This is a genomic window from Spiroplasma endosymbiont of Halictus nicosiae, from assembly GCF_978018445.1.
This window is the reverse complement of the sequence record NZ_OZ389573.1, coordinates 874,198-897,709: the sequence shown is the minus strand read 5'-3', so window position 1 is coordinate 897,709 and position 23,512 is coordinate 874,198. Positions and strand designations below refer to the sequence as shown.

Here is a 23,512-nt window from a genome sequence, read left to right as displayed (position 1 = left end):
TGTAACTCCTTCTTATTTCTCTATTCTCAATTATACTATGTTATTCTTTAAAATAAATTGATTTTTGTCGCATTTCATAAATACTACACGAAAATATTCCAACTTTTGTTAAATAATACTCACATAGCATTTTAAATAATATTATTAAAGCTTTTATATTAATCTTATTGTAAAAATAAAAATTAGTATGAAAATTACTATTAAAAACTTTCACTAATTCAATTGGAAAAAGATAATCTCTTGGTAATAAACAATTTTTACAAAGATATCCTTCCTCAAGAAAACTAATTGTTTTAATGTGTTGTTTGCTGCCACACCGTTTACACATCGTAAAGTCTCATTCTAATCCATATCATTTTAAAGCACGAAACATAAAAGCAATTACAATACTTAAATTATCTTCTCATGCAACTAAATTGTCTAATGTTGTTGTTAATAATTCGTACAATTCATTATCAGCTTGACGGTCAACAACCGCTTGCTCAGCAATTTCACAAATTAATGTTGCTAATAAATAATCATCATAATTTTGTGCTAATTTAATTCTTGTTTTTAATAAATTTCCTGTCTTTAATTTACTTAACTTATTATTATGATATGATAAAAATATTTCAAATTCACTTGTTGCTAAGAATTGTACTGCATACTGATTTTTTGATGTAATTTTTTGTACCCCAGGTGCAAAAAAAGTTAATTTTCCTAATTCTTGTGACAAAATCGTAATAATTGCACTGTTATCATCATAAGGTCGTTTATGCAATACCATTCCTGTTAATTTTTGAATCATTTTAATAACTTTCTTTGTTATAACCTAGACGGGCAATCATTGAAGGTTTATCCCGTCATTTATCCACTACTTTAACAAATAATTCTAAAAATATTTTTGTTCCTAAAATTTGTTCTAATTCTAAGTGGGCTTGCGTTCCAATTTGTTTAATTAAACGGCCTTGTTTCCCAATAATAATTCCTTTTTGCGAATCCCGTTCAACACAAATTGAAGCCATAATTTTTAATAGCTGTGGTTGATCATCAATTTTATCAATTAAAATGGCAACACTATGCGGAATCTCATCTTCTGTCAACAACAAAATTTTTTCACGAATAATTTCACGAATTAAAAACTTTTCTGGTTGATCAGTTAACATATCATCAGGATAATATTGTGGTCCTACTGCTAAATGTGTTTTTAATAAAGTTAATAATGTTTCAAGATTTTTATGTTTGACGGCTGAAACGGGAATGATAGCAGTAAACTGATGAATTTTTTCTCATTCAGCAATTTTTACCATTAAATCACCTTTGGAAACTAAATCAATTTTTGTTACAACTAAAATAATTGGAATTGCGCGCTCTTGTAGTGCTCTGATAATATAACGATCATTATCATCAATGTGTTCATTTGCTGGAGCTAAAAATAAAATAACATCGGCTGCTTTTGTTGCTGATAAAGCAACTTTATTCATAAATTTCCCCATTTCATGATGAGCTTTATGAATGCCTGGGGTATCCATAAAAACAATTTGTGATTCTTGATCATTATAAATCCCTTGAATACGGTTTCGTGTTGTTTGTGCCTTTGCTGTTACAATTGCTACTTTATTATTTAAAATTGTATTTAATAATGTTGATTTACCAACATTTGGTCGCCCCACAATTGCAACAAAACCTGATTTAATTGCCATTTTCTTCACCTCTTAATTATTCTAATTATAAAGGAAAATATCATAAAAAATTATCTTATTTAAAACTCAAACGCAATTTGATCATCTAATGATAAATCTTTTAAAATTCCAAGTTCTTCAAATGATTCTAAATGAGCTTTTGTAATATTTGTTCGTTTTTGTAAATCAGCAATTGATAAAAATGGTTTTTCATGGCGAGCATTAATAATGCTATCGCCAACAGCTCCGCCCAAACCATCAATTGCAGAAAATGGCGGTAAAATAATTTTTTCATTATTTTCATTTGTAATAACGGTAAAATTTTTATTTCGACTTGTTTTTAAATCAATATTGCTCATTTTAATTCCTCGGGCATACATTTCTAATGCTACTTCATAAACGGGAATTAAATCTTTTTCTTTTTGTGTTGGTTTATTAGGAGCATTAAAATCTTTATTATCCAAACGAGTTTGAATATCGCGTAAAACTTGTTTGATTGTTTCTGCTCCTTTTAAAATTGTTTTAATATCAAAAACATCTGTTCGAGTTGAAAAAAATGTTGCATAATATTCAACTGGATAATTAATTTTATATCATGCTACTCGTCACGCCATTAAGACATAGGCTGTTGCATGTGCTTTTGGGAACATATACTTAATTTTATTACACGAATCAATATATCATTGTTCAACATTATTATCCCGCATTAATTGTTCATGTTCAGTTGTTAATCCCTTGCCCTTCCGAACATCTTCCATAATCTTAAAAGCACTTTGAGCAGGTAACCCTTTATAAATTAAATTAACCATAATATCATCACGACATCCAATTACTTCTGAAATACTAATATTTTGATTTCGAATTAATTCTTGGGCATTGCCAATTCAAACATCTGTTCCGTGTGACAATCCTGAAATTTGGACTAAATCTGCAAATGAAGTTGGTTTTGTATCTAATAACATTTTACGAACAAAAAAGGTACCAAATTCAGGAATACCAATTGCACCAGTTTTTTCACCATTAATATCTTCTGGTTTAATGTTTAAAACATCTAAACTTCGAAAAAGACTTAAAACTGCTTTATCATTTGTTGGAATTGTTTTTGGATCCACTCCCGTTAAATCTTGCAGCATTCGCAAAGCAGTTGGGTCAACATGACCTAAAATATCTAACTTTAAAATATTATCATGAATTGCGTGGAAATCAAAATGAGTTATTAATCAATTTGATTTGATATCATCAGCAGGAAAATTAACTGGTGTAAATGCTTCAACTTCATATTCATTTGGAATAACAACAATTCCACCTGGATGTTGTCCAGTTGTTCGTTTAACTCCCTCACAACCTTTGGCAATTCGTTCTAATTCTGCGCGACGTTTTAAATGTAAAATATTTTTACTTTCAAAATAACCTTTCACATAACCATATGCAGTTTTTTCTGCCACCGTTGAAATTGTTCCGGCACGATAAACACTACGTTCTCCAAACATTTCTTTAGTAAAGTCATGTGCAATTGGTTGATATTCTCCTGAAAAGTTTAAATCAATATCCGGAACTTTATCTGCTTCAAACCCTAAAAATGTTTCAAAGGGAATATTATGCCCTTCCCCTTTTAATGGTTTTTGACACTTTGGACAAGTACGAACTGGTAAATCATATCCACACTTAACTGAACCATCAACAATAAATTCACTATAACTACAATAAAAACATAAATAATGTGGTTGTAATGGATTTACTTCAGTAATATTACTCATTGTTGCAACAAAACTACTACCAACACTTCCCCGTGACCCGACTAAATAGCCATCTTGCAATGATTTATCAACTAATTTATGTGCAATTCAGTAAATAACAGCAAAACCATGCTTAATAATAGCATTTAATTCACGCTCTAAGCGTGATGCAACAATTTCTGGTAATGACTTACCATAAATTTTATAAGCATTTTGATAACATAATTCTTTTAATAATTGGTCACTACTCTCAATTTTAGGTGTATATAATTTATCTTTAATAATTTCAACTTTTTCAATTTGGTCAGCAATTAAATTTGGATTTGTTACTACAATTTCATAAATTAATTCATCATCATTTAAAAACTTAAATTCGTTCATCATTTCCATTGTTGTTCTTAAAAACTGATCAGGATTATCAGTTACTCGTTGCTTATAATCATATAAAGGATGTGGACGGCCACCAATTCCTTTTGCATTAATATAAACTTCACGGAAAATTTTATCTTCTGGGTTAAGATAGTGCACATCACCAGTAGCAACAACTAATTTATTTAATTTTTTTGCTGTAAAAATAATATCTTTAATGACTGTTAATAATCGTTTTTCTGATAAATCTCCCATTTGAACTAAATGTTTATATACACTAGGAGATTGAATTTCAACATAATCATAAAACTTAATTGTTTCTGTTAATTCCGATGCATCTTTATTTCGTGCCACTTCAAAAACATCACCATTAACACATGATGATCCAATCAATAAATTACTACGATGTTGTTCAATTACACTTCGTAATAATTTTGGTGATGAATAAAAATATTTAGTATGCGCAGCAGTTATTAGTTTAAATAATTCTAATAAACCTAACTGATTTTTTGCTAAAATTGTCATATGTTTTGGTCGCAGTTTTTTATAAACAGCAGGGTCATGAATTTTCTCAATATCATCATCAAACTCAATACTATAAGTATTAATCATTTTCCGTAGCTGATGCTCATAGATGTCTGTTAAAACAATTGCATCATAATCACCACGGTGAGCAACTTCTTCATTATAAATAACATTATAACAACGAGCAATTGTTTCCAACCGATAATTTTTCAAATTTGGTTCTAAAATCCGTGATAATTGTAAAGTATCAATTACTGTGTTATTAATTTCTACGCGTCCAGCTTTTTTTAACCACGATTGAATAAAACCAAGGTCAAACTCAGCATTATGTGCAATTAAAATTGCATCCTTAAAATATTCTAAAATTTGGTCAATTGATTCAATAAAAGTTGGTTTATCCGCTAATAATTCATCTGTAATTCCTGTTAATTCAGTTGTAAATGATGATAACTTAACGGATGGTTTAAACAAATGATTAATTGTTTGACGTTCACCACTAATACCATCCATAATAACCGCACCAAATTCAATGATTTCATCATAGCTACTACTTAAGCCAGTTGTTTCTAAGTCGAAAATAACATATTTTGCAGTTCGTAAATTATGATAATGCGGGTTTTTAACATATGAGACTTTATCATCTAAAACATCTGCTTCAACACCATAAATAACTTTAACATCAGGATATTTCTTATTAAGATTATAAATTTCTGGATAAGCTTGAACATTTAAATGGTCAGTAAAAGCAATTGCTTTATGATTCCAATGTACTAATGTTTTAAAAAGCATTGCAAGATCTGTTACTCCATCCATAACACTCATTTTAGTATGGAGATGTAACTCCACGCGTTTTTCAGGCGCATTATCTTTACGATATAAATCTTCACGCTCTAAACGAGAAATTTTTTTAATAAAAAACATTTGTTCATTAGCATAAGTATCATACCGAATATCGCCAAAAAGACTAACTCATTCATTCATTTTTAATTCTTCAATAAAATCATCTGGTTGTTCTGTTCGAGTAAAAAATTTTGCGCGAATTGTATCACTATAATCAGTAATTGTTATTACATAAATAAATTTCTTTGTTGAAATTAACTGTCGTTCTTTACTTAAAATTTTTCCATAAATTGTAACATTCGGAGCATCTTGATCAATATCAATTAACCGTTCATAACTTGCTTCTCCATTTTTTGCTCTCTGATAACTATTTAATTCTCTTCGTACTGGATTAGTCCCATTGGTTGGTTTAGAAATTAACTGTTCTGTTTTTTGCGCTGTTTCTTGATATTTAATTAATTCTTGTTCATTAATTTCTAAAATATTATTTTCTCGTAAATCAATCACTAGGGCTAATTGTAAATCACTAAAACCATAGCGACGAAGTTTTTTTTGATAATAATTACAATGTTCACCCACTAATTTTTGTTCACTTTCCGAATGAACAGTAATTTTTAAAATATTATCAGTTAAAGCAAAACGTTCTGGGGATAATTTACTAAAAAAACTATTTTTTAATTCCGATTTATTTAATCGAATATATTCTAAGAAACTAAAAATAGTTTCTAATTCGTATTGTTCTTTTCGAACCCGTAAAGAAATCTTTGTGGGTAATGTTTTATTTTCTAATAAAGTTTGTTCTAATTTTAGTAAAACTTCTAGTGGTAAAAAATCATTAATTTCAATCACAACACGAAAAAAACCTTCACTAGTACTATATTCTGCTTTAATGACTTTAGCATCATCAAAATAATTTCCAGTAAATTCTAAATTATTTGCTGTAAATAGTTTTTTCAATTGTTGGTCCATCATCTAATCCTCGCCTAGCTTTTATGCTTAAAAAAAGACATCTTTAATTGTTATTCCAATAAATAATAAAATAAAGACTATTGCTCCCGTTACATTAATAATAATCTTTGCCTTATGCGGTAACTGTAATTTTTGCTCTTTTGCTTGATATTCTTTTAATAATACTTTTTGTTCCGCTGGATCATGGCGTTTCTTTCAAATCCTTAACCGACCATTTAAGCGTTTTACTCCACCAACTATTCCTTCAATTGATGTTTCAAAAAACTTGTATCCATCTAATGGTGGAATTGGAATTAAGTTCAAAACAAATAAATTAGCAGATAACATGGCCACATACATAAAGAAAAGAGCTGGTCCTTCTGTTAACATTGAAGAAACTGTTCTTGCAATTCCAACTGGACCAGATAATTGTCCTCACTGACCAGTAAATAATAATCCAAATGATTTTAAAATTGTCACTGATTGTCTAAATGTTTCTCCTCAACCATAGCCATATGCTTGCGCAGTTGAAGCAAACTGACGATCAGGAGCTCTAATTCCGACTGTATAAGTATTGTTGGCTTCTGTTAACTTAACTGGTTCAGTTTGAAATAAACCATCCGAAGCCGTTGTAACTTTTTGTTTACTATTTACACGAGCAAAAGCAAGAGTAATATAATTAATTTTTTCATCATTATTACTATTATCATATTGTTGTTTTAAATTTTTAATAAAATTAAAAACTGTTGTTTGATAAGTTGGAATCTTATCTACTGTTCCCACATGACTTGCTAAAATATGATTCTCCTTATTATCAGCTTTATCTTTCTTATTAACACGATAATATTCTTGTGCTACTTTAAGTTTTTCAATATTAGGACCTAATCAATAATCTAAAATCACAATATCTTGAGTAACATTTTGACCACTCGTTTTTAGAGCAGCATATGCTGCACCATTAGAATCATACTTAGCTCCTCAATATGTCATATCAGATGGTTTATAATTTAATGCTGCAAAAGTTGTGGTAAAAATAAAAACAGCAATAAAAAAATTCATTAAAGCTCCTGCGACAATAAAAATTAAGCGTTTTCATTTTGCAATATTTTCCATTTTTCGTTCTTCAGGAACTTTTTCCTCTTCACGCCCTTTTGGTGGATCAACTAATTGACTTGCAATATAAACATATCCTCCAAAAGGAAAAATTCGGATTGAATAACGAGTTTCTTTTTTTCCTCAAGAAAAAATTTTGGGACCAAAACCAATTGCAAATTCATAAACATATGCTCCCGCTAATTTTGCAATAATAAAATGTGCAAATTCATGAATTGTAACTAACATTAATAAAATTATAATCCCAATTATAAAACCTAAAACTACCATTCCTGCTGACATTTATTTCTTAACTCCTTACTTTTTTATAGAAAAATAATTAATAATATCTCTTTTAATGATATCATTTAATTCTTTGATTTCACGATAATTAACTAATTTTTGCGGTTTAATTTGATTCATAAAATATTCAATATAATCAACAATTTGATAAAATTTAATTCTTCCGGCTAAGAAAAGCGAACGTAATGTTTCGTTTGCTGCATTAAAAGCAATGGCTAATGAATTATTTTTATTTAAGCAACGATAGGCTAATTGTAGCGCTTTTCAACGAGATAAATCAGCTTTTTGAAATGTTAAGGTTATTAATTCCTCAAAATTTAATGGTTTTAAGAACGAACTATGTTTTCGAATTGGATAATATAAAAAATAATTTAAAACTTGTAACATTGAAGGTTTTGATAATTGTCCAATAATTGAAGAATCGGCATATTGTACGGCTGAATGTAAAATAGCTTGTGGATGTAAAATAACAGTGATTTTTGAAGTTTTAAATAAATGATAAACTTCTATAATTTTAAATCCTTTGTTTACCATTGTTGAAGAATCAATGGTAATATTTTGCCCCATCTTTCAAGTTGGATGTTGCAAAGCTTGTTGCTCATCAATTGTTTTTAAATCAGCTAATGTTTTATTAGCAAACATCCCCCCCTGAAGCTGTTAAAATAATTTCTGAACACGGGTTGGTTTGCTCTAAACATTGAAAAATAGCGCAATGTTCAGAATCAATTAGATATAATTGATTATTATTTTTTGCTAATAAATTGTTAATTAAATCCCCTGATACTACTAACGATTCTTTATTTGCTAATAATAACGTACGGTTTTTACCATATAAAGTTTGTAATGTTGGGTACAATCCTGCAAAACCACTAACTGCATTTAAAACCAAAGCTGTCGGAAAAGCAACTAACATTGCATTAATTCCTGTTTCTCCAGTTACAAAAGTTATATTTGGATATTGCGCTGTTAAAATAGCTTGTTGTGTTTCATCACCAAGATGAACAATTCTAATTGTGCGATGTTTCTCTAAAATCTTAATTAGAACTGAAATATTATGATAAATACTAACAGCGGTAATTTGAAAATCATTTGGATTTGATTCAATAATTTGTAACACTTGTTGACCAATATTTCCAGACGCACCAAAAACAATAATATTTCGCATCATAAATTATAGTTGTAACACTATATTTGAAATAATAAACATTACAAAAAAGACTAATGAAAATGAATCCAAACGATCTAAAATACCACCATGGCCAGGCAATAAATTACTAAAATCTTTAATATTATTATAACGACGTTTAATTCATGAAAATGATAAATCCCCTAATTGTGACAAAATGCTTAATACAAACGCTAGCAAAACATAAATTACATAACGCATTACATTTTGATTATTATCATTTGAGAAAAAGTTAAAAACCCAATGGTTACTAGTTGCAAAATGAAACATTAAAATAGCATAAGTAATTACAATTCCTGCTGCTAAGATTGTTCCCGTTACAGCACCTTCTCATGTTTTGTTTGGAGATATTGTTGACGCTAATTTATGTTTTCCATAAGTAACACCGCCAACAAAAGCAAAAGTATCAGTTAAAATAATAATTAATGCTAATCATACCACACTACTTCAACCATAAGCAGGATTTAACATAAATTTATTCATTGCTTTTAAAGCAAAAGTTAAATACAAGGTAAAAATTAAAACTAATGTCATTTTACCAAAAGTAATTTCTTTTGAACTAAATACTAAACAATAATATCCTAAAATCGCACATAAATAAATAATAAAAATAATTCAGGGTTTTAATCAATTTCAATTTAATAATGTATAAAATGGGTAATTAATTGAACCAATTCCACCATATTCTGTTGCGATTGATTCAGCTGGAAACAAAAATAAAAAAATTATTAATAAATATGTAATGACTTGCGTATAAATTGGTCACTTTGTTCCTCCAACTAACCGCAAAATTTCATAGTTAACTAAACCTAAAATAACAGCATTAATGCCAATAAAAACATAATTAGCAATTTCAATATGTGGAACATTACCATGTCATTCTGTTGCAATTGCCCCTGTGAATAAATATAAACCTAAAAAGACTAATAACAAATAAAATGTAATATGACGAGCAACATATTTTTTTAGAAACATACCTTTATGTTCCTTACTTTTTGACGCTTTATTTGTTAAATTATCATCTCCTGTTGATTTTTCATTTTCATTAACAAGAACATTATCTTCCTGATTGTTTATCACTTTCAATTCCTCCAAATCTTCTATTTCTATTATTATAATCTAATATTGCTTCAGTTAAAGCATTTTCATCAAATTCTGGTCAAAATGCTTTGGTAAAATATAATTCAGCATAACGATTTTGTAATAATAAAAAATTACTTAACCTTTGTTCACCACCACATCGAATCATTAAATCAACATCTGGTAAATTTGGGGTATATAAATGTTGAAATAATCTCTGTTCATCAACAGTTGCTAATTTTTCACTTATCATTTGATTAATTGCTGTTAATAATTCTTCAATGGCTCCATAGTCAAAAGCAAATGTTAAAACCATTCCATTATTATCTTTTGTCCGTAAAATAGCATTATCAATTGCTGTTAATGTTTTAAGCGGCATTTTTGTACGCCGACCAATATGATTTAAAACAATATTTTCATTCTTAAAATTATTAACTTGTTTATTATTTAATAATCGCTCTGGCATCGCCATTAAATATGCAACTTCTTGTGCACTTCATTTTCAATTTTCAGTTGAAAAACAATAAATCGTTAAATATTAACACCAAGAGCATTTGCTTTTAATGCGACATCTTTAATCCGTTTTGCTCCTTCTTCATGGCCAGCTGTTCGTTCTAAACCTTGCTTAGTTGCCCAACGACCATTGCCGGTATTTTCATGCCTTATCTCCTTCTTCCCCATTTTGTTAATTATACCGAGAGTCATAAAAAAAATGAAAGTTTTAAACTTCCATTAGTTCTTTTTCTTTTAGAGTTGCTTTTTCATCAATTTTTTTAATAAATTGGTCCGTTAATTTTTGAACTTCCCCTTCATAATATTTTTTATCATCTTCAGTTAATTCAGAATCTTTTTTAAGGTGTTCATTACTATCTCGTCGTTCATTCCGAATTGCTACTTTAAACTGTTCACTAGCTTTTCACATTTCCTTAACCAACATTTTACGACGTTCTTCAGTTAGCGGAGGAATATTTAACCGAATTAAATCTGCTTCTGAATTTGGTGTTAAACCTAAATCTGCTTTATTAATTGCTGTTACAATTAAATTAATAATTGAACGATCATATGGTTTAATAACTAATTGTCGTGCTTCTGGCACCATGATATTAGCCAATTGTTGAATTGGTGTTAGTGTTCCATAATAATCAATTATAATATGTGATAACATATTTGGATTGGCACGACCAGTACGAATTTTAATTAATTCATTTTCAAATGAAACGATTACTTTTTCCATCTTTTCTTTTGTTTGATTAATAACTTCTTGCGACATTTATTTTTTCCCTCCTGTAACAATTGTTGAACGCGCATTACCATGTGCTGCCTTATAAATATTATCTGGTTCATTAATATCAAAAACAACGATTTTAACATCATCTTCCATTGCTAAACTAGATGCTGTTAAATCCATTACTTTTAATTGTTTTTTTTGCAATTCATTTAAACTAATATTATCAAAGCGAACTGCATCAGCATTATGGCGCGGATCTTTATCATAAATACCATCAACCCCATTTTTTGCCATTAACATAACATCTGCATCAATTTCAATTGCTCTAATTGTTGCTGCTGTATCAGTTGTAAACTTTGGTTGGCCAGTTCCTCCAGCCATAATAACAATTGCTCCTTTTTCCAAAGCAGCTTTTGCTTTTTTAAACAAATATGGTGAAGCAACTTCCGGAACTTGAATTTTTGAAGTTACAACAACATTCTGACTACCTTCATTTTTTAATACAGCCTCTAATGCTAAAGCATTCATTACTGTTGCTAACATTCCCATATAATCTGCACTAATTGGATTCATTTTAATTGTGTCAGCACGATTACCGCGTCAAATATTACCACCGCCAACAACAATAGCAATTTGTAATCCTTCTTTTTGTAATTTAACAATTTGTTTTGCAATATCATAAATTTTTTTCGCATCATATAAATCATCAGAATTCCCTAATGCTTCACCAGATAATTTTAGTAAAACTCGCTTATATTGTAATGCCATTATAACTTTCCTCTCTTTTTTCTATTTTATTCTAATATATTATAAATTGTTTTAACAAATAATCAAAATAAAATTACAAATTAGTAAAGAAATTTACTTTATCAAAAACTACTTAATATTAAGTTAAACTTGGCAAATAAGATGTTAAAAACTCATGTCAAAATTCTCATGCTTTTGTTTTTAAAGCATCACTTGTTAAAAGTCAATATACAAATCCCTCCGCAAAAAATTCAAAATTATCTTTAAATGAAAATTTACTAAGATAAAATAATTGAAAAATCTTTTCTTTTGTTAAACTTTGTTGCTGGTGAAAGTTATTAATTTTTTTTAATAAAAATGTTTTTAATTGTTCAATCACATTAATTTTATAATCTAATTTATAACGATAGTGCAACAAATGTCCAAGTTCATGACATAGAGTGTAAAAAATACTTTGTTGTGAAATTCCACCTTCAACCCAATTTTGCTTTCATATCTCTTCATAGTTACAATTTATTGCATCATATGCAATTGCAATTTGCCGGTTGTTTGAATTTGTATAACCCTTTGTTTCTAAAAATTGTCCATCTTTAATAATAACAGAACTTAAAACTTTATTAATTTCTTGTTTTGCTCAAAGAAAAGCACAAATATTATAAAATAATGTAATAATTTCTTTTAATTTATTTTGATAAGTTGAACAATAGAAATAAATGCTTTTTGATCATAGAATGGTAAATTAGTATAATTAGCTGGACTTAAAAAAGCATTTGTTAAATTTTGTTCAAGTTTTGTTGCAATATTATTATTAATTCACATTCCTCGGTAACCTCGATTTTGTACTCAAGTTTTATTTGGAGCATATTGTAGATTTAAATCAATTTGATTAGCAATTGATTTATCAAGAGTATAATAAAGAATCACTGATCCTCGATAAAACGAAAAATCACTTGAAACAATTGTTGCTGATGAAGAACTAATGTTATCTTTAATTTTTATTTTATTAATATTTAAATTAGGAAATTGTTGTTTTAATTTTTCTTTAATCTGTATTTTTTTCGGAATATGTAAGCCATTAGTTTTAAGGGTTTTTAAATTGGGGGTCAATAACAATTGTCCCTAACTCAAGTGGTCTTGGATTTAAATAACCAAGATATCAGACATACAGAATAAAACTGACAAAAACCGTTACCATTAAAACTAATGTTGAATTAATCATTCACCATTTTTTGCTATTTTCTTTCATATGTTTTTCCTTTTCTAAAACTTTTAATAATTTATAATGTTCAATCTTGGATAGTCATTTTATTATTTAGAAATAATTTTGTTAAAACAACATTATTTTGTGTCACAAAATAAAAACTGTTTAAAAAACAGTTTTCTTAAATAGATTAATTAAAACCCATTCCGCTTAGACCACCCATCCCAGGAATATTTGGCATACGCCCTGATTTAATTTGACGAGCAATTTCATCAACTTGTTTTTTTGTTTTTTCAAATTGATTAATTAGCTCATTATATTCTTTTTCAGTTCGTCCTGAGCCTTTTAAAATCCGATTTTTTCGTGATAAATGTTTTAATAATCGTGGTTCACGACGTTCTTTCACTGTCATTGATGATAATAATACTTCGGTTACTTTTAATTTTCGTTCAGCATCAGCAATTTTTTCATCACTTAATTTTGGCATTCCAGGTAATAATTTCATAATTCCGCCCATTTTACCCATTTTTGAAATTTGGCGCATTTGGTTTAATAAATCTTGCAAATCAAACTGTCCCATCATCATTCGATTCATTGTTTTTTTTATATCACGTTCATCTAATACATCTTTTGCTTTTTCAACTAAGGTTTGAACATCTCCCATTCCTAAAATTCGATCAGCCATTCGGTCAGGATAAAAGATTTGTAAATTACTCATTCCTTCTCCAGTTCCAATAAAAGTAATTGGTAATTTTGTTAAATGTGTAATTGACAAAGCAGCCCCACCACGAGCATCACCATCTAGTTTTGTAACAACTACTCCTGTTAATTTTAATAACTGATTAAATTCAGTTGCAACATTAATAATGTCTTGCCCTGTCATCCCATCAACAACAAGAAAAATTTCATCCGGGGTAATATTATTTTTAATTTCTTTTAATTCTTGCATTAACTCAGCATCAATATGTAAACGTCCAGCTGTATCAATTAAAATAAAATTATTTTTATTATCTTTTGCATAAGTAATTGCTTGTTGCGCAGTCCTTACTGGATTTTGTGTTCCGCGCTCAAAAACTTCAATATTTAAATTTTTCCCAATTGTTTTTAATTGTTCAATCGCTGCTGGTCGATAAATATCACAAGCAACTAATAATGGTTTTTTGTGATATTTCTTTTCAACTAACTTAGCAATTTTCCCCGTTGTGGTTGTTTTACCACTTCCTTGTAAACCAACCATCATTACAATTGTTGGTTTTGAAGTAAATGATAATTCTTTAACTGTTTTTCCAAATATATTAACTAATTCTTCATGCACAATTTTAACCATCATTTGTGATGTATTTAATCCATCAAGAATATATTCACCCCGTGCTTTTGCTTCAACAGCTTTAATAAAATCTTTAACTACTTCATTATTAATATCAGCCTCCAATAATGCTAATCGAATTTCATGCATTGTTTCAGTAATAGCATCAGTCGTTAAAGTTGATTTTTTCATATTTTTTTCAATTGATTTTTTCAATCGATTCGCTAAAAAATCTCCAATCATATTTTTTCTCCTTTAATTTTTATAACAAATACACTCTTATTAATTAATTATACTAAAATTAACATAAAAAAAGAATAAAAATTTTATTCTTTAAATAACAGTTTCCGTAACTCGTAATTCACGGATAACTGTAATAACAATATCACCAGGAATTGCCTTTGCTTGTTTAATTTTTTCCTTAATATCAAGCGCAATTTTATGAGTACGAGCATCATCATTAATAATTGGATTAACAATAACTCGAATTTGTCGTCCTGCTTGTAAAACATAAGCTGATTGGACACCATGGACTGTTTGGCAAATTTTTTCTAACTCATTCATTCGAGCAATATAATTTTCAACAGTATTATTACGACTGCCTGGACGAGCAGCTGACAACGTATCAGCTGCTGATACTAAAACAGAATAAGGATTAGTTACTGGTACTTCGCCATGATGCGAAGCAATTGAATTAATAATAATTGGATGTTCATTACATTTTGTTGCAATTTGAACACCTAAAGTAACATGACTTCCCTCATTTTCAAAATCAACTGCTTTTCCAATATCATGTAATAACCCAGCACGCATTGCAATTGCAGGGTCTAACCCCAGTTCACTTGCCATTATTGCTGCTAATTTTGCTACTTCGACAGAATGTAATAAGACATTTTGACCATAACTAGTTCGATATTTTAAAATTCCTAAGTGACGAATTAATTCAATATCTAAATTATCAATTGCTAATTCAGCCGCAATTTCTTTTCCTGCTTCAAGAATTGTCATTTCGATTTCTTCTTGTTTTAATTTGATTGTTTCTTCAATTCGCGTTGGTTGAATTCGGCCATCAAGTAATAATTTTTCTAAAGTTTTTTTTGCAATTTCCCGACGAATTGGGTTAAAAGATGAAATTTGTACAACATTAGGTGTATCATCAATAATTAAATCAATGCCTGCCGCTATTTCAAATGTACGAATATTACGTCCATCTTTTCCAATAATTCGTCCTTTCATATTATCATCTTCTAAATAAATTGAAGTTGTTGTTTTTTCTGCCACAACTTTTGTTGCATAACGTTCAATTGCAGTAGTAATAATGTTAATGGCTGTTTGTTTGGCATTAATTTTTGCAGTATTTTCAGCATTTCGTAAAAATTCACCAATTTCCTTTTGATACCGATCACTTATTTCTTTAAAAAGAACATCTTTTGCTTCTTCAAGTGAATATCCGGCAACTTTTTCAAGTTGATGAAGATTTCGTTCTACCATTTCTTGATAATAGTTAATCTTTCCTTGCAATTCTTCTTTCTTGCGAAACACTTCTTGCTCTTTGCCATTTAATACTTCTTCTCTCTCAACAATTAAACGTTCTCTATCTAATAAAAATTTTTCGGTTGCTAAAAATTCTTCACGTTTGCGAGTTAATTCATCTTTCATTTCTTGTCTAATTTGTGCTGCTTCAACGCGTCCATCTGCTTTAGCAGCATTAATAATTTTTTTTGCTTTATCTTCTGCTTTTTTGATTAATTTAAATCTTAAATATTTTTCAAATAAATATCCAAAAAAGTAAGAACCTATTGCAACAGCAATAAGGATAATTACTCATATGTGTGTTTGCATAATTATTTCTCCTTTACTTAAAAGATTAAGTAAGAAGTATTAATTTTAAATATATAAGTGGAATACTATCAATGAAATCATTGCCACATATTATTATACTCTTTTTTAGAAAAATTTTCGCAGAAAATTTCAATTTTATACGAATATTTTTTCATTTCAACCCTATATTTTAATATTTTTTTATTATTTTTATTAACTTTTAACATAATTTTAATCAATTTCAACATCATATTTCTTTTTAATTTCATTAGAAAAAAAATCATTTAATATTTTGGGAGTGTTGCATATAAACGGGTATTACTTAATTTATTTAAAAACAAGAAACTTTTTTCTTTTATAAAAACATAATAACACAAAAAAATAAAAATACAAAAAATAATTTCATATTTTAACATACTAAAAATAGGGGGCCATTGCAAAGATACGGGTTGTTAGTTAAAAACAAGATTATATCTTGTTTTTTCTTTTATGTATAGAAAATTTAATTTAAGGAGTTGAAATTATGCAAACAAAACATTATTATAATTAATTCTATTTTCTTCTAATGGTTCATTAGTATTAAATAAATTAATTTTATTTTTAAAATTCATTATACTAGTATTTAATTTATTTTATTATTTCATAATGTTTGATTTCTGACACCTTCTTCATTATTTTTAATTAATTTAATTGTTTCTTTTAAGAATTTCATTTTTGCTTCTTTTATAAAAGAAGCACTGTTTTCTAAACATTCTAATAATTCTTCATATTTAGCATTCTTGAATTACAGGTCTTTTTTTCGTTGATTTTACCTTATCAAAACCAGTATGAACAGTTGAAAATATACTATGTTTTTTTATTTTTTCTTTTCCTTTTTTCTTTTCATTTCAAATTTTTAAATAAGTCCCATCAATTTGAATATATAAAGTATGAGGTATCTTTATTTTTTTATCAGTTTTATTAAGGTAATATTCTTTATCAGTTTTTGCATTTTTCATAATATTTGAAATTGTTTTTATACAAATTTTTACATGTTCCATAGTATCTAAAATATCTTGATATGTTTTTTTCTTGCCAATAAATGATAATATTTTTTCTTTAACAGAATTATTTATTCTTTGTCATTTTTCAATTCCTAAAAGTTTATCCAAAAAAGGAAAAATATATTCTTCTTTTAAAAGTTATTTTTCCATTTAAAATAGTTAATGTTCTTGGTTTTATTTCTTTTACTTTATAATCTTTAAATTTTTTTAAAGTTTCATCAATTTTATAATTTTTAAAAATTCATTCATCACAATCTTCTAAATTTTTTTGAATAATTTCAATACTTTGTATATATAACAAATTACAAAAATAATAAAAATGCAAAAAAAAAGATATTATTTTTTATTTATTGTGTTATAATTTAATTGTTAATTATTAGCAAATTAATTTAACTGAAAAAAGTAAATTACTTTACTTTTTTTATTTTGATGTAAAATTATAAATAATAAAAAAAGAACTGTGTCAAGTTCTTCAGTACATGTTTTTCTCTACTTATATTTAACCATATAAAGGAGTAAAAAATGAAAGAATTTAATCCAAAAACAGCAGGTTTACGAACATTTTATCGTAAAATAGATGAATTTTGGCAAAATAAATCACCTAATAAACCATATACTTTGAACGATTTAACCAATGAATTCAATCTTTCTCGCAAGTGAAGATATGATACTTATGCGAGCGAAAAGATAGTTCCTTTGCTTGAAAAACAAGTTGATAGAATAGAAAGTGAAATAATTAACTTTATGATGAAATCACCTGATGGTGCTAAATTATATTGACAACGAGCATTTAATTATAAATATTCACTGCTAATACATGTAATCCTGAAAGTTTAAAAAGATATATTGTTGGTTATTGTAATGAATTATTACCTTTTAATGAAGAAATAATGCGTAGTAAATATGAGCAAATTAAATATATTGAAAAATGAAATATGAAAATTATTATTCATTATTCTAGTTGAAGATTAAATTATGAATTACCACAAGATAAAGTTAATGAACAATTAAGATTAGAACAGTTAGATATTGAAAGAGCAAGAGTATTGAGTTGAGGATTGCCTGGCAATACAAGTGAGTCAATTTTTGATAGATATATTGATATTATGCAAGCAACAGATATTATTCAACCAACTAAATTATTATGTGGTGTTGATATTGCTAATGCTACTAGTCCTAAAGGACATACAACAGCGGCTAGTTTTTGAATATATAACTCATTTGATAAAAAAGCCTATAAAGTTGCTGAATATACTCATTCAAATCCTACACAACAATTTAAAACTGAATTAGAACAAGTTAAAGATATTTTAGATTTTTATAACAATCAATTAAATCAATACTTTAATTTAATACAACAAGGAATATCAATTAATGTTGATGATAGTGCTTATTCAACATTGCAAAGTTTAAACCGAGAAAAATATAATTATTCTTTTGGTCAATATATGACATTTAAACCAGCACAAAAACAAAAATTTAAAGTAAGACATCGTGTAGAGGCATTCACAATGTTAATAAATACTAATCAATTAAAATGATTATGAGAAAAATGTCCTGTAAGTAAAACCCAATATGAATTAATACAATGAGAAGATAAGCCTGAAGCAAGAGAAGAAAAAGTATTAGACTTATACGATGATACATTTGATAGTGATTTTTATGCTTTACATTTTGAATTAATACCAATGGTTAAGCATAATAGTTCAGCAGATTATAAATTATGACAAGAAAGGGAGTGAATAAATTAATGAAAAAAGATATTTATGTAATACATGATGAGCGTGTAATAAATGCAAAAAGACCTTATATGTCTGTTTGTGGACAAGTTAAAAAAAGACTTTGTCAAGAATTAAAAAAAGATAATATAGCAATGTGTAAATTAAATTTATATAACGAATATATTAAAAAATATCAAAAAGTTAAAGTATGTGTACAAGTTTTAGCAAATGAACCTAGTTTATTAACAGTAAATATAATTAATTATGCACTTATTTTAAATTTAAAGGAGCAAAATAACCATGAATAATACCTATCCATCTTTACCAAACTTAAATGATATTAATAGTGTTTTAAAATTTTATAATTATGATTGAACTATTAATTTAGCAAATATTATTGCTCGCCATCAAATGTGATTAATAAATGGTAAAGATATTTTATTTAAGTCGCATCGTAAAGACATTTTAGAAAAATTAAATTGATGATATGAAACTTATAAAATAAAAGAAAAATTAGATAAGAATGAATTAACAGCAAGTTTAATGGGTAAAACTATCTTTGGTTTATTAGAAACTAGTGATGGCAATATTGATTTATGAATTAACCCTTTTAACTTTACATCTCGTGTAAGTAAAATAAATGAAATTGAACACAGTGCTGATATTTGATTAAATTATCATCAATCAGATAGTGGTTTTATTTTAAATTTAATTTGTACCAAAGATAAAATAGTCATTAAAGGTTGACCCAAAAATAATGAAGTAGTTGTTGGTCAAAGTAAAACACAAATTAAAGATGATGTTAGACCTGTTTTAGTACAAGAATTTAAAAATAAATTAGGTATAATCCCCTTTTGAGAAATGATAAATGAACCTAATCCTTTATTTTTATCAACATCAACCACTTTAAATCCATGACCAACTATGGCAAATTGTTATAAATTACAATTTGATTTAGAAGATAGTTTTAATATTAAATCAAAAGAAAGATATGCAAATCGTACGCATTGATATGGGATACTAAGTGATGATTTAATGACTGCTTATAACAAAGGCAATAAAAAAGTGCTACAAGATGTATTTGATGATATTTTTGTTCAATCAAGTTCATCAACAGTAGATGGTCAATTATCCCAATCTTTACAAGTAGTACAAGGTACACCAACCTTAGAAACATATACCGAAGACCAAAAATCTATTATTGAACAAGTATACTTAGCATGTCATTTTTCTAGTCCTTTTGGTGATAAATCAGATAATGACCAAAATAAAACACAATCATTATTAACTAAAACCAAAGATTTAGAAAAACAAGCATATTTACAAGCATATCGTAAACAATATTATACTAAGATGTTTGATACTGTTTTAAAATATTATGGTTTATGAGATGGAAATGGTGAACGCCCTTATGGATTTGATTTTGTTAGTGCTAGTTTAGTAGATCAAATGCGACAAAATGAATTAATTACTGCTAGATTAGAAAATGGCACAATGGAGCCAATAAGAGCAATAACTGAATATGATAATATTGATGAATTAAAAGCAACCAAATATTTTAAAAAAGTAGAAAAATGACAAGATAAAATGCAAGCCAAAGAAATTGAACATAATAATAAATTACTAGAATATGATGAAACTGGTAATAATGAAAATGCCGTACAAGGTAGAACAGAAATTAAGGAGAATTAACAAATGCAAAAAATTAGTCCAGCAGCTATGCAATGATTAAGAACAGGAGCAGGTGCTACTGCAATAGATATAAGAGAAAGTATAAAAGAACATAGACATTGAATGGTATTTCCTTTTAATGTTTATAGTTCATATATTCCTGATACTGAAACAGGTTGAAAACCTAATAATGCTAAACCAAGTGATTATGGTAGTTATTCAAGAATATTTGATAATATGGAAAGTACGATTGTTCAATGACAAGGTAGTTTAAAAATAGTCCAAAAATATAAAGGTGAAGAAATTACTATCTTAACGATTGATGATTTTAATAAACAACCTATTAATTCAACAATATGAGCAAATAATGAAACACCTTTTGCTATAAAATTAAAAGATGAAAATAATAATGTTTATTGAAAATTAATTGATGGTGAAAATATTTATGATATTAATAGAATGTTAGAATACTTAAATCAATATAAATTAAGTTATTTTATGAATAATGATAATAAAGCCAATAACTTTTATACAAAAGAGGTAAAAGTTGGTAAATATTGATATGCTTATATGGTTGATGATGTAAGTTCTATTAAATTTGGTGATGCTAAATTTGAACAAGTATTTACTCAACAATCAACAGAACGACAATATACTTTATTAATTTTAGATGAAGATATTACTAAATTAAATATTAATGATTATTATAATTTTTATACTGTATTTAATGACCGTGGTTTAAATATTGGTGGTGGTGATATTAATTCTGCACCCCAAGATAGACAATGATTATATCCATCAAATGTTATTAATTATTATTCCGTAGAAGATGGTGATTTCTTATGACAAGAAATTACTTTTTCAAGTATTAATGACAAAATTAGTAATAGTGGTTTATCAGTACGACAATTTATTCAAACAAGTGCCCCAGGTGAAGGTTATTGTTTTCCTAAAATAACTTATGATGAAAAACTAAATAAAGGTATTGTTGAATTAGATGAGATTTTATTAAAAGACCCAGGTGTTAGAGCAATGGCAGTTAAATTTTATGGTAATCCAATCTTTTTTGATATGCCAGTTATTGGCCGACCAATTATTAAAGGTCAATTTAATAAAAAAGTAATGAATTCAAAAGATTTATTAATGTATAACATGTTTCCTGCACCACCTGATAAAATAAATACTTATGCTTCACCCGAAGTAAGTTGATATAACATTCAAGGAATACAACCAACTATTATTACTGGATATAAAGATTGAAAAGAACATATTCAATCAATGTCTGATTTTTGAATTGAAAAAATAATGAGGGTATGATAATAACAGATAAAGCAAGTTCAACAGCAACTAATCCAACTGTTGGAACAACTATTAAGGAAGAAAATTCAAATTCTAAGCCTTATTGGTCTAAAAATTGAATGATTACTCCACCAGATAAAGTAAAAGTAAATAGTGGAACTATTAATAACATTATTAGTACCCAAGCATCATCATATTTTAGAAGAAAAGATGAATTTGGTAGTACTGTTGGTCAAGTTCAAATTGAATATAATAAAATGGGTGCATGTAATGTTTGAGATATTTTAAATATGAATAATTTTATTAATCGCCAAATTACAGTATTACCTTTAAACTACACTCAAAAACTAGTATTTAATCCTTTTACTATACCTGCTATTGGAAAGTTTTTAAACTTTGTTTCGTTTGGTATTCCTTGGGACTGAATTGGTAATTTAACAATTACCCAAGATGATAAATGACCTAATTTTCCATGACTTAATGGCTTTATGAGTGCTAATGTTTATAGTTTTTATAATGATGCCTTTAGTTTTACTACTTTATTAACTGATAAAATACAAGGCAATGTTTTTGAAAAAGATGGTAAACCAACAGAACGAATAACTTATTCAACTTACAATTTAAAACAATTAAACCCTAAAACTAATCGCATATATTTAATTAATGAATTAGTAAGATCAGTAGATGCTCAAACACCAGTTAGTGATAGTGAAAAAGATAATGATTGCGAATTCTTACAAACACCTGATGGGACAAATTGTAGTTATATAATTGATATGTTTTCTATTCAAGCATTATATAAAGGTAATTTTGAAATTATCTTTTATGCAGATAACCCATATACAAATAATGAAGAAGATTATTTACGCTTATCTATATGGAGTTTCAGAGGTAAAACAAAAAGCGTATTAAATAATTATTTACGAGATATGACAACGAATTATAAAACTAGTTTCTTATTACCCCATGACTATGAAATACCAACCTTTAATTACCCACAATATGTTCTCCCACCAGTACCATATAACTATAAACCTTATACCAAAGATATTATGCCTTCTGATGTAGTACTACCATTATTAACCAAAATTACAGCACCAGCACAATGTAAAAAAGCACAAAATTATTCAATTCTTGTTAATTTATTTTCTGATGAATTTAATTATGCTTATTATGAAACTGAAATTGATTTAAGACAAATTGCCCCAACTATTCAAAGTATTAGTAAATTTCAAGATGCTTATAAAACTATTGAAATAAGTAATTTAGGTAATTTGCAAGTTGAATGTGGACCACCAGAAATAGAAAATTTTATTCCTAATAGAGATATTAATATATTTGGAGGGACTGATACTTGTAGCAATAATTTATTTTCATTAGCAAATATAACTTTACAAGAAAGTGGTTGTTCACAAACTGATAAAATTAATTTTGAAAATACAAAAACTTTATATACTAAAAATATAAAAGTAAATAATACTGAAACAAAATATGCTACTGGTGTTGTTAATGGAACATCAACTGAAAATTATCTTAATGTATATCATACATTGGATAATATTTTCGGTCTAAGATTTTTTTACAAATAACAAAATTAGTTTTTACTGATAAAGATAAAATTAAAGAAACATATCTACAAGCATATTATACTAATGATTTAAAATTAAAAATTAGATTTACAAAAGTACTATTACCTATCTTACAATGTTTTTATGTTGATTTTTATGCAAAACCA

Annotated in this window: 21 protein-coding genes and 1 pseudogene; 6 read left to right on the top strand and 16 right to left on the bottom strand. The window is 27.3% G+C overall.

What is annotated here, in order from left to right:
- Positions 1 to 40: 40 nt before the first annotated feature.
- The 16 genes and pseudogenes from recO to ACZ91P_RS05980 form a co-directional block, all read right to left on the bottom strand.
- A complete protein-coding gene (gene recO, locus ACZ91P_RS06055; protein ID WP_465158474.1) occupies positions 41 to 787 on the bottom strand; it encodes a DNA repair protein RecO in 747 nt (248 codons plus the stop codon).
- Position 788: 1 nt separating this feature from the next.
- Positions 789 to 1,682, bottom strand: a complete 894-nt coding sequence (gene era, locus ACZ91P_RS06050) for a GTPase Era (protein ID WP_465158473.1) — start codon at positions 1,680 to 1,682, stop codon at positions 789 to 791.
- Positions 1,683 to 1,741: 59 nt separating this feature from the next.
- Positions 1,742 to 6,103 (bottom strand): PolC-type DNA polymerase III, encoded by a 4,362-nt coding sequence (locus ACZ91P_RS06045; RefSeq protein WP_465158472.1) that lies wholly within the window; start codon positions 6,101 to 6,103, stop codon positions 1,742 to 1,744.
- 24 nt (positions 6,104 to 6,127) lie between these two features.
- Entirely contained in the window at positions 6,128 to 7,474 is a 1,347-nt protein-coding gene (locus ACZ91P_RS06040) for a site-2 protease family protein (RefSeq protein ID WP_465158471.1), read from the bottom strand.
- A 15-nt stretch (positions 7,475 to 7,489) separates the two neighbouring features.
- Positions 7,490 to 8,116 carry a hypothetical protein gene (locus tag ACZ91P_RS06035; RefSeq protein WP_465158470.1) on the bottom strand — a complete coding sequence of 209 codons (627 nt, stop codon included), beginning with the start codon at positions 8,114 to 8,116 and terminating at the stop codon, positions 7,490 to 7,492.
- Entirely contained in the window at positions 8,106 to 8,642 is a 537-nt protein-coding gene (locus ACZ91P_RS06030) for a hypothetical protein (protein WP_465158469.1), read from the bottom strand. Before ACZ91P_RS06030 ends, ACZ91P_RS06035 begins: the two co-directional genes overlap by 11 nt.
- A gap of 3 nt (positions 8,643 to 8,645) precedes the next feature.
- Positions 8,646 to 9,740 carry a phosphatidate cytidylyltransferase gene (locus ACZ91P_RS06025; RefSeq protein WP_465158468.1) on the bottom strand — a complete coding sequence of 365 codons (1,095 nt, stop codon included), beginning with the start codon at positions 9,738 to 9,740 and terminating at the stop codon, positions 8,646 to 8,648.
- Positions 9,718 to 10,421, bottom strand: a pseudogene (uppS, locus tag ACZ91P_RS06020) (polyprenyl diphosphate synthase). The gene ACZ91P_RS06025 and the pseudogene uppS overlap by 23 nt, the downstream one beginning before the upstream one ends.
- A gap of 40 nt (positions 10,422 to 10,461) precedes the next feature.
- Complete coding sequence (frr, locus tag ACZ91P_RS06015) at positions 10,462 to 11,010, bottom strand: ribosome recycling factor (RefSeq protein ID WP_465158467.1); 549 nt, start codon at positions 11,008 to 11,010, stop codon at positions 10,462 to 10,464.
- The gene (gene pyrH, locus ACZ91P_RS06010; RefSeq protein ID WP_004028566.1) at positions 11,011 to 11,736 is read right to left on the bottom strand and encodes a UMP kinase; all 726 of its coding nucleotides are present in this window, start codon (positions 11,734 to 11,736) and stop codon (positions 11,011 to 11,013) included.
- A gap of 118 nt (positions 11,737 to 11,854) precedes the next feature.
- On the bottom strand, positions 11,855 to 12,130 hold the full coding sequence (locus ACZ91P_RS06005; RefSeq protein WP_465158466.1) for a hypothetical protein: 276 nt from the start codon (positions 12,128 to 12,130) through the stop codon (positions 11,855 to 11,857).
- A 263-nt stretch (positions 12,131 to 12,393) separates the two neighbouring features.
- Positions 12,394 to 12,822, bottom strand: a complete 429-nt coding sequence (locus tag ACZ91P_RS06000) for a hypothetical protein (RefSeq protein WP_465158465.1) — start codon at positions 12,820 to 12,822, stop codon at positions 12,394 to 12,396.
- Between the two features lie 284 nt (positions 12,823 to 13,106).
- Complete coding sequence (ffh, locus tag ACZ91P_RS05995; protein ID WP_465158464.1) at positions 13,107 to 14,465, bottom strand: signal recognition particle protein; 1,359 nt, start codon at positions 14,463 to 14,465, stop codon at positions 13,107 to 13,109.
- A 90-nt stretch (positions 14,466 to 14,555) separates the two neighbouring features.
- Positions 14,556 to 16,064 carry a ribonuclease Y gene (gene rny / locus ACZ91P_RS05990; RefSeq protein WP_465158463.1) on the bottom strand — a complete coding sequence of 503 codons (1,509 nt, stop codon included), beginning with the start codon at positions 16,062 to 16,064 and terminating at the stop codon, positions 14,556 to 14,558.
- Between the two features lie 749 nt (positions 16,065 to 16,813).
- Entirely contained in the window at positions 16,814 to 17,194 is a 381-nt protein-coding gene (locus tag ACZ91P_RS05985) for a hypothetical protein (RefSeq protein WP_465158462.1), read from the bottom strand.
- Entirely contained in the window at positions 17,187 to 17,387 is a 201-nt protein-coding gene (locus ACZ91P_RS05980) for a hypothetical protein (RefSeq protein ID WP_465158461.1), read from the bottom strand. Before ACZ91P_RS05980 ends, ACZ91P_RS05985 begins: the two co-directional genes overlap by 8 nt.
- 221 nt (positions 17,388 to 17,608) lie before the next feature.
- On the opposite strand from ACZ91P_RS05980, the gene ACZ91P_RS05975 reads away from it, so the two are divergent.
- Genes ACZ91P_RS05975 through ACZ91P_RS05950 form a run of 6 tightly spaced genes read left to right on the top strand, consistent with a single transcriptional unit; the run spans position 17,609 to position 23,366 of the window.
- Complete coding sequence (locus ACZ91P_RS05975; RefSeq protein WP_465158460.1) at positions 17,609 to 17,923, top strand: hypothetical protein; 315 nt, start codon at positions 17,609 to 17,611, stop codon at positions 17,921 to 17,923.
- Positions 17,924 to 17,976: 53 nt separating this feature from the next.
- On the top strand, positions 17,977 to 18,837 hold the full coding sequence (locus ACZ91P_RS05970; RefSeq protein WP_465158459.1) for a PBSX family phage terminase large subunit: 861 nt from the start codon (positions 17,977 to 17,979) through the stop codon (positions 18,835 to 18,837).
- Positions 18,810 to 19,115 (top strand): hypothetical protein, encoded by a 306-nt coding sequence (locus ACZ91P_RS05965; protein ID WP_465158457.1) that lies wholly within the window; start codon positions 18,810 to 18,812, stop codon positions 19,113 to 19,115. Before ACZ91P_RS05970 ends, ACZ91P_RS05965 begins: the two co-directional genes overlap by 28 nt.
- The gene (locus ACZ91P_RS05960; RefSeq protein WP_465158456.1) at positions 19,108 to 20,499 is read left to right on the top strand and encodes a hypothetical protein; all 1,392 of its coding nucleotides are present in this window, start codon (positions 19,108 to 19,110) and stop codon (positions 20,497 to 20,499) included. Before ACZ91P_RS05965 ends, ACZ91P_RS05960 begins: the two co-directional genes overlap by 8 nt.
- A gap of 3 nt (positions 20,500 to 20,502) precedes the next feature.
- Positions 20,503 to 21,798 carry a hypothetical protein gene (locus ACZ91P_RS05955; protein ID WP_465158455.1) on the top strand — a complete coding sequence of 432 codons (1,296 nt, stop codon included), beginning with the start codon at positions 20,503 to 20,505 and terminating at the stop codon, positions 21,796 to 21,798.
- Positions 21,792 to 23,366, top strand: a complete 1,575-nt coding sequence (locus ACZ91P_RS05950; protein ID WP_465158454.1) for a hypothetical protein — start codon at positions 21,792 to 21,794, stop codon at positions 23,364 to 23,366. Before ACZ91P_RS05955 ends, ACZ91P_RS05950 begins: the two co-directional genes overlap by 7 nt.
- Positions 23,367 to 23,512 lie beyond the last annotated feature (146 nt).